Source organism: Streptomyces sp. NPDC001927 (genome assembly GCF_053594455.1).
Genome location: NZ_JBSFEN010000001.1, coordinates 102,339 through 115,168, shown reverse-complemented (window position 1 = coordinate 115,168; position 12,830 = coordinate 102,339). Strand labels below are relative to the sequence as shown.

Annotated in this window: 12 protein-coding genes; 6 read left to right on the top strand and 6 right to left on the bottom strand. The window is 73.3% G+C overall.

Annotated elements, in window-relative coordinates; all coding sequences use genetic code 11:
- Positions 1-84 precede the first annotated feature (84 nt).
- Together ACWCO8_RS00520 and ACWCO8_RS00515 are read left to right on the top strand one after the other, a co-directional pair.
- Entirely contained in the window at positions 85-1,110 is a 1,026-nt protein-coding gene (locus ACWCO8_RS00520; protein ID WP_451030221.1) for a bile acid:sodium symporter family protein, read from the top strand.
- A gap of 145 nt (positions 1,111-1,255) precedes the next feature.
- Positions 1,256-1,669, top strand: a complete 414-nt coding sequence (locus ACWCO8_RS00515; RefSeq protein WP_362002508.1) for a (2Fe-2S) ferredoxin domain-containing protein — start codon at positions 1,256-1,258, stop codon at positions 1,667-1,669.
- A gap of 8 nt (positions 1,670-1,677) precedes the next feature.
- Here ACWCO8_RS00515 and ACWCO8_RS00510 read toward each other — a convergent pair whose 3' ends face one another.
- On the bottom strand, positions 1,678-2,022 hold the full coding sequence (locus ACWCO8_RS00510) for an ArsR/SmtB family transcription factor (RefSeq protein ID WP_451030220.1): 345 nt from the start codon (positions 2,020-2,022) through the stop codon (positions 1,678-1,680).
- A gap of 92 nt (positions 2,023-2,114) precedes the next feature.
- On the opposite strand from ACWCO8_RS00510, the gene ACWCO8_RS00505 reads away from it, so the two are divergent.
- The gene (locus ACWCO8_RS00505) at positions 2,115-3,092 is read left to right on the top strand and encodes a quinone oxidoreductase family protein (protein WP_451030219.1); all 978 of its coding nucleotides are present in this window, start codon (positions 2,115-2,117) and stop codon (positions 3,090-3,092) included.
- A gap of 172 nt (positions 3,093-3,264) precedes the next feature.
- On the opposite strand, the gene fdhD is transcribed toward ACWCO8_RS00505, so the two are convergent.
- The 5 genes from fdhD to ACWCO8_RS00480 are packed head-to-tail and all read right to left on the bottom strand — an operon-like array spanning position 3,265 to position 9,774.
- Positions 3,265-4,113 (bottom strand): formate dehydrogenase accessory sulfurtransferase FdhD, encoded by an 849-nt coding sequence (gene fdhD / locus ACWCO8_RS00500; RefSeq protein ID WP_384504095.1) that lies wholly within the window; start codon positions 4,111-4,113, stop codon positions 3,265-3,267.
- A gap of 4 nt (positions 4,114-4,117) precedes the next feature.
- A complete protein-coding gene (locus tag ACWCO8_RS00495; RefSeq protein WP_451030218.1) occupies positions 4,118-4,978 on the bottom strand; it encodes a 2Fe-2S iron-sulfur cluster-binding protein in 861 nt (286 codons plus the stop codon).
- The gene (locus ACWCO8_RS00490) at positions 4,975-6,810 is read right to left on the bottom strand and encodes an NADH-ubiquinone oxidoreductase-F iron-sulfur binding region domain-containing protein (RefSeq protein ID WP_451030217.1); all 1,836 of its coding nucleotides are present in this window, start codon (positions 6,808-6,810) and stop codon (positions 4,975-4,977) included. Before ACWCO8_RS00490 ends, ACWCO8_RS00495 begins: the two co-directional genes overlap by 4 nt.
- Positions 6,791-8,737, bottom strand: a complete 1,947-nt coding sequence (locus tag ACWCO8_RS00485; protein ID WP_451030216.1) for a molybdopterin oxidoreductase family protein — start codon at positions 8,735-8,737, stop codon at positions 6,791-6,793. Before ACWCO8_RS00485 ends, ACWCO8_RS00490 begins: the two co-directional genes overlap by 20 nt.
- Positions 8,734-9,774, bottom strand: coding sequence for a 2-dehydropantoate 2-reductase (locus tag ACWCO8_RS00480; RefSeq protein ID WP_451030215.1), 1,041 nt, complete (start codon positions 9,772-9,774; stop codon positions 8,734-8,736). The genes ACWCO8_RS00485 and ACWCO8_RS00480 overlap by 4 nt, the downstream gene beginning before the upstream one ends.
- Positions 9,775-9,996: 222 nt before the next feature.
- Between ACWCO8_RS00480 and ACWCO8_RS00475 the strand changes: the two genes are divergently transcribed.
- The 3 genes from ACWCO8_RS00475 (at position 9,997) to ACWCO8_RS00465 (ending at position 12,767) form a co-directional block, all read left to right on the top strand.
- Positions 9,997-10,944: a beta-ketoacyl-ACP synthase III gene (locus ACWCO8_RS00475; protein WP_451030214.1), complete on the top strand. Its 948-nt coding sequence runs from the start codon at positions 9,997-9,999 to the stop codon at positions 10,942-10,944.
- Between the two features lie 157 nt (positions 10,945-11,101).
- On the top strand, positions 11,102-11,779 hold the full coding sequence (locus ACWCO8_RS00470) for a GntR family transcriptional regulator (RefSeq protein ID WP_362002521.1): 678 nt from the start codon (positions 11,102-11,104) through the stop codon (positions 11,777-11,779).
- Between the two features lie 193 nt (positions 11,780-11,972).
- Positions 11,973-12,767 (top strand): hypothetical protein, encoded by a 795-nt coding sequence (locus tag ACWCO8_RS00465; protein ID WP_451030213.1) that lies wholly within the window; start codon positions 11,973-11,975, stop codon positions 12,765-12,767.
- The last annotated feature ends 63 nt before the right edge of the window (positions 12,768-12,830 follow it).

Genomic DNA, 12,830 nt, shown 5'->3' with positions numbered 1-12,830 from the left:
GGAGCACTTCCGACCGGAAGCACTTCCCCCGAAGCGCTTCCCCTCGGAAGCACGTCCGACCCGGAAGCAGTGGAGCACCAGCACATGAGCCGCCGTACGACCCTCCTGCCGTCCTGGCTGCCGATCGACCCGTACATCCTGGTGATCCTCGGCACGGTCGGCCTGGCGGCCCTGCTGCCCGCCTCCGGCGGCGCCGCGACGGTCGCCGACGGCGCCTCGACGGCGGCCATCGCCCTCCTCTTCTTCCTCTACGGCGCCCGGCTCTCCACCCGTGAGGCGCTGGACGGGCTCCGGCACTGGCGGCTCCACGTCACGGTCCTCGCGGCCACCTTCGTCGTCTTCCCGCTCCTCGGGCTCGCGGCGAAGGGGCTCGTCCCGGCCGTTCTCACCCCTCCGCTCTACAGCGGCCTGCTCTTCCTGTGCCTGGTGCCGTCCACCGTCCAGTCCTCGATCGCGTTCACCTCGATCGCCCGGGGCAACGTCCCGGCCGCGATCTGCGCGGGCTCGTTCTCCTCGCTCGCCGGGGTCGTGCTCACCCCGCTGCTCGCGGCGCTGCTGCTCGGCTCCACGGCGGGCGGTTTCTCCGCCGACTCGCTGACGCAGATCGTGCTCCAGCTGCTCGTTCCGTTCCTGGCGGGGCAGGTGCTGCGGCGCTGGGTCGGTGGGTTCGTGCTGCGGAACAAGAAGGTGCTCGGGTACGTCGACCGGGGCTCGATCCTGCTCGTCGTCTACACGGCCTTCAGCCACGGCATGGTCGCCGGCATCTGGCACCAGATCACGCCGGGGCGGCTCGGGCTGCTGCTCGTGGTCGAGGCGGTGCTGCTCGCCGCGATGCTGTCGCTGACCTGGTTCGGCGCGCGGCGGCTCGGCTTCGACCGGGGCGACCGGATCGCGATCCAGTTCGCGGGCTCGAAGAAGAGCCTGGCGGCCGGGCTCCCGATGGCGAGCGTGCTCTTCGGACCGCAGGCCGCGATGGCGGTCCTGCCGCTGATGCTCTTCCACCAGATGCAGCTGATGGTCTGCGCGGTGATCGCCAAGCGCCGCGCGCGGGACCCGGAGGAGACCCCCGCGCCCGAGGCACGGCCGGCGGTCGCGGCGAGCCGGGGCTGAGCGCTGCGGGGAACCCCCGGGATGGCGGGTTCTCGCCCCGCCCTCTGGTGAAGATCACCGGGCCCGCTACCGTTTCCCTCATGCCCGCACCCGATCCCGGCCCCAGCGCACCGGTCCTCGCCGTCCTCACCCTGGACGGATCCGAGTGACCCCGGTCCCGATACGGTACGGCGCCCGCCCCTGCTCCCTGGTCGTCTGCCGGGGCTGTTGCTGCGGCGACGCGGGCAAGAACCCGGGCGTCGACCACGCGGGCCAGCTCGCCCGGCTCCGACGCGCGGCCGAGGAGTCCGGGGGCCGGCTGTCCGTCCGTACCAGCGACTGCCTCGGACCCTGCGCCCAGGCCAACATCGTCGTCGTCCAGCCCTCCACCGAGGGCCGCCGCCGGGGCGGGCGCGCCGCCTGGATCGCGTTCGTCACCGACGAGGACTGCCTCGACGACATCCTGGCCTGGACAGCCGCGGGCGGCCCCGGCCTCGCCGAACCCCCGGCGACCCTCGCGCTCCAGATGATCGACCCACCCGCGGTGGAACCCGCCACGCCCGCCCGCCGCCGACGCTGACGTCCGGCCTAGGGCCTGTCCGCCGGCTCGGCGCGCAGCACCAGCGCGAGGAGGCCCGGGAAGCGGGCCTCGAACTCCACCCGCCGGAGCCGGTTGACCCGCCGGGGGCCCTCGTCGCGCTGCTCGACGAGGCCCGCCCCGCGCAGGACGGAGAAGTGGTGGCTGAGCGCCGCCTTCCCGACGGGCACGTCGAAGCTGCCGCAGCTCCGTGACCACTCGGCGGAATCCGCCAACTCCCGTACGAGAGTGAGGCGTACGGGATCGGCGAGCGCGGCCAGCGCGGTCTCGACGGGGACCTCGTCCGGGTGGGTGTGCTCGGGGGCGGCGCGGTGACCGGCCGTGCGCTGGGCCATGGCCGCTCCCTTCCTGCTTGCCGACTGTTCGATGAAAACCATACGCTCGTGAGTGTTCGCTTTTCATTGAACAGTCGAGCCAGGGGTGCGGCATGCGTGCGATCGAGTTCGAGGGGTACGGCCGTCCCGAGGTCCTCCGCCCGGTGGAGGCCGACGTGCCCGAGCCGGGCCCCGGCCAGGTGAGCATCGACGTCGCGTACGTCGGGGTGAACTTCGCCGACCTGAAGGCGCGCGCCGAGGGCTACCGGGTCCCCGGCCTGCCCTACCGTCCCGGCCTGGAGGCCTCGGGGCGGATCCGGGCGCTCGGCGCGGGCGTCACCGGCCTGAGCGTGGGCGAGCAGGTGACCGCCCTGACGGACGGCGGGGCGTACGCGGAGGTGGTCCTCGCCGACGCCGCCACCGTCTTCCCGCTCCCGCCCGGCATCGACCCGCGTACCGCCGCCACCCTGCCCACGGTCCTGCCCACGGCGTTCGCCCTCGTCCACACCGTGGGCCGGCTCCGGGCCGGCGAGAGCGTCCTGGTCCAGGGTGCTGCGGGTGGAATCGGCACGGTGGTCGGCCAGTTGGCGAAGGCGGCCGGCGCGGGCGCGGTGTACGGCGTGGTCTCCTCCGAGGCGAAGGCGGCCCACGCCCGCGCCCACGGCTACGACGAGGTCTTCGTCGGCGCGTTCGAGAAGGCCGTCCGGGACGCGACCGGCGGTCGCGGCGTCGACCTGGCCCTCGACCCGGTCGGCGGCGAGACCTTCCGGGCCGCCCTGGCCTCGCTCGCGGTCTTCGGCCGCCTGGTCTCCTTCGGCAACGCCAGCTCGGCCGAACCCTGGCGGGTGGGGCAGCCCGAGCTGTACCCGACCGGTGTCTCCGTCGGCGGCTTCTCGATCCTGACGCTGGCGAAGACCGCCCCGGCCGAGCTGCGGAGCCTGGCCGAGCGGGCGTTCGCGACGGTCGCCGACGGCACGGTCACCCTGCCGGTCACCGCCGAGTTCCCGCTCGCGGACGCCGCCGAGGCACACCGGCTGATGGGCACGCGGGCGAGCACGGGCAAGCTGCTGCTGGCGGTCGCGGGGAGCTGACAGCCGCGGTACGCGAGGTAGGAGCGGTGCGGGCGGGTATGAGCGGCGCGGGCGGTATGAGCGGGACAAGCGGTGCGGGAGGTACGAGCGGGACGAGCGGTGCGGGACCGGCCGGCGCAGGGGGCGCTCCCCGCCGGCCGGTGGCCCGACCCGTGCGGCGGGCGGCGCCCGGTCAGCCGTGCGCGGCCGCGGCCCCGAGGGCGATCCGGTGCTCGCCCGCGTACACGTTCATGTCCTGCCCGCGCAGGAAGCCGACCAGCGTGAGGCCCGTCTCGGCGGCCAGGTCCACGGCCAGCGAGGACGGCGCCGAGACGGCGGCGAGCACCGGGATGCCCGCCATCACGGCCTTCTGCGCCAGCTCGAACGAGGCACGGCCGGAGACCAGCAGGACCGCCCGGGAGAGCGGAAGCCGCCCGTCGCTCAGCGCCCGGCCGACCAGCTTGTCCACCGCGTTGTGCCGGCCCACGTCCTCCCGTACGTCGAGCAGCTCGCCGTCCTCGGAGAACAGCGCCGCCGCGTGCAGCCCCCCGGTCCGGTCGAAGACCCGCTGGGCGGCCCTCAGCCGGTCGGGGAGGCGGGCCAGGAGCTCGGGCGTCAGCCGGACCGGGGGAGCGTCGGCGATCGGGAAGCGGGCCGTGGTGCGGACCGCGTCCAGGCTGGCCTTGCCGCACAGCCCGCACGACGACGTCGTGTACACGTTCCGCTCGAGGGTGATGTCCGGGACGGGGACGCCGGGCGCCAGCTGGACGTCCACCACGTTGTACGTGTTCGTCCCGTCGTCCTTGGCGCCCGCGCAGTACACGATGTTCCGCACGTCCGACGCGGCGCCGAGCACGCCCTCGCTGACCAGGAACCCGGCCGCGAGCGCGAAGTCGTCGCCGGGCGTGCGCATCGTGATCGCGAGCGGCTTGCCGTTCAGCCGGATCTCCAGCGGCTCCTCGGCCACCAGCGTGTCCGGGCGCTCGTTGACGGCCGCGCCCCGGATCCGGATGACGCGCCGTCGTTCGGTGACCCGTCCCATGTGGTTACACCCGATTCTGTACGTGCTGGAAGCCGAAACGGCCTTTGATACAGAGGTTGCCATGGGTCACCGGGTTGTCGTGCGGTGAGGTGACCTTCACGATCTCGTTGTCCTGAACGTGCAGGGTGAGATTGCAGCCCACCCCGCAGTACGCGCAGACCGTCGTGGTCTCCGTCTGCGCCGCCTCGTCCCAGGTGCCGTCCGCGCGCATGTCGAACTCCCGCTTGAAGCTCAGCGCGCCCGTCGGACAGACCTCGACACAGTTGCCGCAGTACACGCACGCGGACTCGGTGAGCGGCCCGTCGTGCTCCACGGCGATCCGGGCGTCGAAGCCGCGTCCGGTGACCGAGATCGCGAAGGAGTTCTGCCACTGCTCCCCGCAGGCGTCGACGCACTTGTAGCAGAGGACGCACTTGTCGTACTCGCGGACGTACAGTTCGTTGTCGACGCGCGGCTCCTCGCCGAGGCGGCGCGCCTCCGGGCCGAAGCGGTCGGGCTCCGCCCCGTACTCCTTGATCCACTCGGCGGCGCCCGGGGTGGTGGAGAGGTCCACCGAGGAGGCGAGCAGCTCCAGGACGACCTTGCGGCTGTGGCGGGTGCGCGCGGTGTCGGTACGGACGACCATCCCGGGTTCGGCGCGGCGCGAGCAGGCCGGGGCGAGGGTCCTGGCCCCCTCGACCTCGACCACGCACAGCCGGCAGGCGTTCTTCGGGGTGAGCGTGTCGCCGTGGCAGAGCGTCGGCACGTCCGTACCGGCGGCGCGGCAGGCGTCGAGGATCGTGGCGCCCTCGGGGACGCGGACGGGGGCGCCGTCGAGCGTGAACTCCAGGAGGCGGCGGGGCGGGGCGAGCGGAACGGTGGTCATCGGTAGACCCCCAGTCGGTCGATGGCGGATTCCACGGCGTTCCACGCGGTCTGGCCGAGACCGCAGATCGAGGCGTCGCGCAGGGTCTGCCCGACCTCGCGGAGCAGGGCGATGTCGGCGGCCGCGGCGGCGCCCGTCCGCTCCCGGATCCGGTGCAGCGCCTCCTCCTGGCGGACCGTGCCGACCCGGCAGGGCACGCACTGGCCGCAGGACTCGTCCCGGAAGAACTCGGCGATGCGCAGCAGGATCCTCGGCAGGTCCACGGACTCGTCGAGGACGAGGACGACCCCCGAGCCGAGCGTCGTGCCGGCGGCGCGGGTGCCCTCGAAGGTGAGCGGGATGTCCAGCTCGTCGGGGCGGACGAAGCCGCCCGCCGCGCCGCCGAGGAGGACCGCGCGCAGGGCCTCGGGCGGCCCGGCGAGGTCGAGGAGTTCGCGGAGAGTGGCGCCGAAGGGGAGCTCGTACACGCCCGGTCGGGTGACGCTGCCCGAGACGCAGAAGAGCTTGGTCTCGGCCGCCCGGAAGGCCTCGGCGCCCCGGGTCAGGATCGGGAGCACGTTCACGAGCGTCTCGACATTGTTGGCGGCGGTGGGCTTGCCGAAGAGCCCCTTCTCGACCGGGAACGGCGGCTTGGAGCGGGGCTCGCCGCGGTAGCCCTCGATCGAGTTGAAGAGGGCGGTCTCCTCGCCGCAGATGTACGCGCCCGCCCCGCGCCGGATCTCGATGTCGAAGGCGAAACCGCTGCCGAGGACGTCGTCGCCGAGCAGCCCGCGGGCGCGGGCCTCGCTGATGGCGTGGGCGAGCCTCTCGTACGCACGGGGGTACTCACCCCGGATGTAGAGATAGCCCCGGTGCGCGCCGACCGCGTACCCGGCGACGGTCATCGCCTCCACGAGCGCGTACGGGTCGCCCTCCATGACGACCCGGTCCTTGAAGGTGCCCGGCTCCGACTCGTCGGCGTTGCACACGACGTAGTGGGGGCCGTCCGGCTGAGACGCGGTCGCCTGCCACTTCCGCCCCGTCGGGAACGCGGCCCCACCCCGCCCGACGAGCCCGGCCTCCGTGACCTCCCGGATCACCCCGGCGGGCCCGAGGGCGAACGCCCGCCGCAGCGCGACGTAGCCACCGTGCGCGCGGTAGTCGTCCACGCTGGATTGGTCGACGACACCGACGCGGGCGAGGAGGGGGAGGGGGAGGGGGCTACGCCCCTCGTCGTGGCCTGCCTGCGGGACCGCCGCCACCGCGGGTGCCTCGGGCGCGGCGGACTCGGGGTCCCGCGCGACCTCGGCGAGCTCACCGACGGTGGCCGGTGCGACGACGCGGGCCAGGCGTGCGCGTGGGGAGGCAGGCGGTGTGGGCGCCCCCGCCCGTACGAGCAGCGCCGCCGGGGCCCGTTCACACAGGCCCAGGCAGGGGCTCGGTTCGAAGGCGACCCCCTCCGCCTCCAGGCCCGACGTCAGCGCCGCCGATCCGCGCGCCGCGCACGCCAGGTCCGTGCAGACGTGGAGGACCTGCGCCGGGCGCGGGCGTACCGCGAACATCGAGTAGAACGTGGCCACCCCGTACGCCTCCGCCGGTGGCACCGTCAGGCGGCGGCACAGATAGGCCAGGCCCCCTTCGCTGATCCACCCCACCCGGTCGTTGAGCGCGTGCAGCCCCGGCAGCAGCAGGTCACGGCGCTCCCGGGCCTCCCGCCCGCCCCGCGCCCAGCGCAGGTCCTCCGCCGAGCGGTCGTCCGCGCCCTCCCACGCCGACTCCGGCGGGCCGAGGAGCGTGTCCACAGCCTCCCGTTCCTCGTCCGACGGCTTGGCGTCACCGAAGCGGAGATCCATCGGAGCCCACCCTCTCGATCCGTATCGCCGACGCCTTGAACTCCGCGGTCCCCGCGATCGGACAGTTCGCCTCGATCGTCAGCTGGTTGGTGTCCACCTCGTCCGGAAAGTGCATCGTCATGAACGCGAGCCCCGGCCGCAGCGCCGGATCCACCCACACCGGCGCCACCACCGACCCCCGCCGCGAGGTCACCCGGACCTCCTGGCCCACCGCGACCCCGTACCGCTCCGCGTCCTCCGGGCACAGCTCCACGTACTCACCGCGCCGCAGCGGCGAGGCGAAACTCCCGCTCTGCACACCGGTGTTGTACGAGTCGAGCCGCCTCCCGGTCGTCAGCCGGATCGGATACCGCTCGTCCGTCAGATCGACGGGCGGATCGTGCCGCACCAGGCCGAACGGGGCCCGCGCGCCCCGCTGTTCGGGATCGGCCTCCCACAACCTGCCGTGCAGGAAGGACGGTTCGAGCCGCTCCAGATCGGGGCACGGCCACTGGATGCCCTGGTGCTCCTCGAGTCGGTCGTACGTCATGCCCCAGTGGTCGGGGGACACCGCGCGCAGCTCGTTCCAGACGGCCTCGGCGTCCGCGTACGCCCAGCCCTCGTGGCCGAGCCGCCGTGCCAACGCGCAGATGATGTCGATGTCCTCGCGGGCCTCGCCCGGCGGCCGCACCGCCTTCCGTACCCGCTGCACCCGCCGCTCGCTGTTGGTCGTCGTCCCGTCCGTCTCGCACCAGGCCGCCGTCGCCGGCAGGACCACGTCCGCGAACTCGGCCGTCTTCGTCAGGAAGATGTCCTGCACCACCAGACAGTCGAGCTTCGCGAGCCGGGCCATCGCCTGCGCGCTGTCCGCCTCCGACTGCGCCGGGTTCTCGCCGACGCAGTACACGGCCCGCAGCTCGCCGCTCTCCATCGCCTCGAACATCTCGGTCAGCGTCCGCCCGTAGCGCGGCTGGATCTCCGTGCCCCAGAGGGACTCGAACTTCGCCCGTACCCCCGCGTCCAGGATGTCCTGGAAGCCGGGCAGCCGGTTCGGGATGGCGCCCATGTCGCCGCCGCCCTGCACGTTGTTCTGGCCGCGCAGCGGCTGCACCCCGGAGCCGTACCGCCCCACGTGTCCGGTCAGGAGCGCCAGGTTGATCAACGCCCGGACGTTGTCGGTGCCGTTGTGGTGCTCGGTGATGCCGAGCGTCCAGCACAGCTGGGCCCGCTCGGCCCGGGCGAAGGCGTGCGCCAACTCCCGTATCGCGGCGGCGGGTACGCCCGTCACCTTCGAGGCCGCCGTCAGCGTCCACGGCTCGACGAGCGCGCGGTATTTCTCGAACCCGCTCGTCGCCCGCTCCACGAACGCCCGGTTGTACAGGCCGGATTCGATGATCTCGCGGCCGACGGCGTGGGCGAGCGGGATGTCGGTGCCGACGTCGAGCCCGAGCCAGCCCTCGGCCCACTCCGCGGTCGAGGTGCGGCGTGGATCGACCGCGTACATCCGCGCCCCGTTCCGGATCCCCTTCAGGACGTGCTGGAAGAAGATCGGATGCGCGAAGCGGGCGTTGGAGCCCCACATCACGATCACGTCGGTGTGCTCGATCTCCTCGTACGAGGACGTGCCGCCGCCCGAACCGAAGACGGCAGAGAGGCCGGCGACGCTCGGCGCGTGACAGGTCCGGTTGCAGGAGTCGACGTCGTTCGTTCCCATCACCACCCGCGCGAACTTCTGCGCCACGTAGTTCATCTCGTTGGTCGCCCGCGCGCAGGAGAACATCCCGAACGCGCCCCGCGCCGCCCGGAATCCGGCCGCCGCGCGCTCCAGGGCCTCGTCCCAGCTCGCCCGCCGCAGCGGTCCGCCCTTCTCGTCCCGGACGAGCGGGTGGGTGAGCCGGGTGTAGGTCTTCGGGTCGCGGTTCCGGTTCCTCTTCCTCGTGTTCGTCATGCCGAACTCCTGGGCTGGCTGGACGGGGTGGGCCGACTGGACGGGTTGGGCCGGCCGGACTGGCTGGGTCGGCCGGTCGGGTTCGCGAGCAGGTCCGACAGGGCGTGGACGGTACGGAGCGTGGGCACGGGTACGTCGGTGACGGCCGCGAGCTCCACCACGGCCGCGAGGAGCACGTCCAGCTCCAGGGGCTTGCCCGCCTCCAGGTCCTGGAGGGTGGAGGTGCGGTGGTCGCCGACCCGCTCCGCCCCGGCGAGCCGGCGTTCGACGGAGATGTCGGGGCGGCAGCCGAGCGCCGCGGCGACGGCGAGCGTCTCGTGCATCATCCGCTCGACCACCTGCCGCGTACCGCCGTGCACGCACATCTGACGCATCGTCGCCCGGGTGAGCGCGCTGAGGGGGTTGAAGGAGATGTTGCCGAGCAGCTTGATCCAGATGTCGTGCCGCAACTCCGCCTCGACCGGGCACTTCAGGCCCCCGGCGCGCATCGCCTCGGCGAACGTCCGGCAGCGTTCGGACGCCGACCGGTCGGGCTCGCCGATGGAGAACCGGGTGCCCTCCAGGTGGCGGACGACGCCGGGGCCGCTCAGTTCGGTCGCCGCGTAGACGACGCAGCCGATGGCGCGTTCGGGGGCGAGGACGGCCGAGACGGCGCCGCCCGGGTCGACGCTCTCGACGCGATGTCCGTCGTGCGGGCCGCCGTGCCGGTGGAAGTACCACCAGGGGATGCCGTTCTGGGCGGCGACGACCGCCGTGGTGTCGTGCAGGAGCGGCGCGACGAGCGGCCCGCACGCCGCGTACGCATGGGCTTTGAGGCCCAGGAAGACGTAGTCGACGGGGCCGACGTCGGCCGGGTCGTCGGTGGCGTGCACCCGGGCGGTGAAGTCGCCGCGCGGGCTCTCGACCCGTACGCCGTGCCGCCTCATGGCCGCGAGGTGCGGTCCACGGGCGATCAGATGGACGTCGGCGCCCGCGCGGTCGAGCGCGGCTCCGACGTAGGCGCCGATCGCACCGGCGCCGAGTACTGCGACCTTCACGTGCGGATCTCCGTTCGGTCGAGGGAACCGGAAAAGAGAGTGTCGACGAAATATTGTCTACAGTATGGAGAGGGGGTCGACAAGGGGCGGCGCGGAACGTCCGTTGTCACGGTCTCCCAACACCTACGGGCGAATCTTGGTGGTTTACGTGCCTGGTTACCGATCAGTCGCTGGTCAGGATGGGAGGTCCTGCTTCCACTTGAACCCAAGGGGGTCCCGAGCATGACGGGCACTCGTATCGCCGCGCTCGGGCACTACCAGCCCGCCAAGGTGCTCACCAACGAAGACCTGGCCAAGCTCGTCGACACCAGCGACGAGTGGATCAGCAGCCGGGTCGGCATCAGGACCCGGCACATGGCCGGACCCGACGAGCCGGTCGACGAGCTCGCCGCGCACGCCGCCGGCAAGGCGCTCGCCACCGCCGGCCTCGAAGCCGCCGACATCGACCTGGTCCTCGTCGCGACCTCCACGGCCATCGACCGCTCGCCCAACACCGCGGCCCGCGTCGCCGCCCGGCTCGGCATGGGCTCGCCCGCCACCATGGACCTCAACGTGGTCTGCGCGGGCTTCACGCACGCCCTCGCCACCGCCGACCACGCGATCCGCGCGGGCGGCGCCCGCCGCGCCCTGGTCATCGGCGCCGACAAGATGACCGAGGTCACCGACTGGACCGACCGTACGACCTGCGTGCTCGTCGGCGACGGCGCGGGCGCGGCGATCGTCGAGGCCGTGCCGGACGGCACCGAGCCCGGCATCGGCCCGGTTCTCTGGGGTTCCGTCCCCGAGATGGGGCACGCCGTCCGGATCGAGGGCACCCCGCCGCGCTTCGCGCAGGAGGGCCAGTCCGTCTACCGCTGGGCCACCCAGCAGCTTCCCGCCCTCGCCCGCCAGGCGTGCGAGCGCTCCGGCCTCGCGCCGGAGGACCTGGCCGGGGTCGTGCTGCACCAGGCCAACCTGCGGATCATCGAGCCCCTCGCCGCCAAGATCGGCGCGGTCAACGCGGTGGTGGCCCGGGACGTGATCGAGTCCGGCAACACCTCCGCCGCCTCGATCCCGCTGGCCCTCGCCAAGCTCGTCGAGCGCGGAGAGCTCCCGTCCGGCGCGCCGACCCTTCTCTTCGGCTTCGGCGGCAACCTGTCGTACGCGGGACAGGTCGTCCGGGTCCCGTAACTCCCGCTGCCTGTAGTGGGGTTGTTTCGGCCGAGATCGCCGCGGGCCGCATGCCTGGACTTGTGCGTCGGTAGACTGTAGACGATAGCCAATCCATGGTGACCGGTGATCGGTGACTGCCGACGGTCGATCGCCTACGGCGTACGAGGGGGCCGCGATGTTGTCCGCAGGACTGCCGCAAGGGGCCGTGCCCCGGCTGGAGCGGCCGGGGCCGCTGCGCGACCGGGTCTACGAAGCGCTGCTCGAACTGATCACGACCCGTGCCCTGCGCCCCGGGCAGCACCTCGTCGAGAGCGAGCTCGCCGGTCACCTCGGCGTCTCCCGTCAGCCGGTGCGCGAGGCGCTCCAGCGGCTGAACACCGAGGGCTGGGTCGACCTGCGGCCCGCGCAGGGCGCCTTCGTCCACGAGCCGACCGACGAGGAGGCCGACCAGCTGCTCTCCGTCCGTACGCTCCTGGAGGCGGAGGCCGCCCGGCTCGCCGCCGCGAACTCCGGCTCGGCCGGGATCGCCGCCCTCGAGGAGCTCTGCGCGCGGGGCGAGCAGGCCGTGGCGGACGACGACGTCGACCTGGCCGTGGCGACGAACGCGGCCTTCCACGCCAAGGTCATGGAGCTGGCCGGCAACGTCGTGCTCGCCGAGCTGGCCGGCCAGGTCGACCGCCGCGTCCGCTGGTACTACACACCGGTCGCCCGGCAGCGCGGCGAGCAGTCCTGGAAGGAGCACCGGCAGCTCATCGCCGCGATCGCGGCCCGCGACGAGACCCGCGCGACGACGGTCATGCGCGCCCACACGGAACACACCCGGGCGACCTACCGGGAACACAGCCAGGGCTGAGGCGCGTTTGCGCCCGCCCGTTCGCCGGCACCTCCGTTCGCCGGTACCCCCGTTTCGCCGGTACCTCCGTTCGGCGGAGCCCGGTGGCGGGGGCCCCGGGCCCGTCCTAGCTTCGGACGGGTCGAGGGTCATCTCGTAGCCGTCCGCGGAACCGTCCGCCGCGCGCCCTCGCGTGACCGGGAGGTCGATCGCCATGCGCGCGATACGAGGTGCCGCCACCGCCCTGCTCGCCGCCGCCGCCCTCTGCCTGGGCGCGCCGACGGCCGGGGCCGTGGACGACGTCCCTCCGGTCGATGTCCCGCCGGTCGGCGGGACATCGGTCGCGGTGCCCCCGGTCGGCGCCCCGGCGGCCGAGGTGCCACCGGTCGACGTCCCGCCGGCCGGCATTCCGGCGGCCGAGGCCCCGGCGGTCGGCGTCCCCGCCAACGAGGTCCCGTGGAGCGACGTCCCGGGGAGCTCCGGTACGGCCGGCGGTGCCGTCACCGGCGAGGGGACCGGCCACAACGTCACCTCCTTCGGCTTCTCCGTCTCGCCCTCGACCGTCGCCCCCGGCGGCAAGGTCACGCTGAAAGCCGACGGCTGCGAGGTCACCACCGTGACCGTCACGGCCGGGGTCTTCGACACCGTCACGCTCAACGAGGGCCGCGAGGGCTCCGCCACCGTCGACGCCGACGCCAAGGTCGGCGCCGAGTACCAGGTGACCTTCGACTGCAAGGGCGAGAAGGGCACCACGAAGCTGATCATCGCCGGCCAGTCGACGGGCGGTCACGAGACGGGCGGCAAGGAGACAGGCGGTCAGGACGGCACCTCCACAGGCACCTCCACCGACACCGGAGCCCACAAGGGCGTCAAGGCCGGCTTCGGCGGCGGCTCCGACGCCATGGGCGCCACCGAGGTCGTCCTGGGCACCGCGCTGATCGCGGGCGCGCTCGGCGCGGGCGGCGTCCTGGTGGCGCGCCGCCACCGCCGCGAGGCCGACCGCGCCTGAAACGGCTCCTCCGCCCTGGGATGACGAGGTCCGGGGCGGAGGAGCGCCATCGCGTACAGCGGG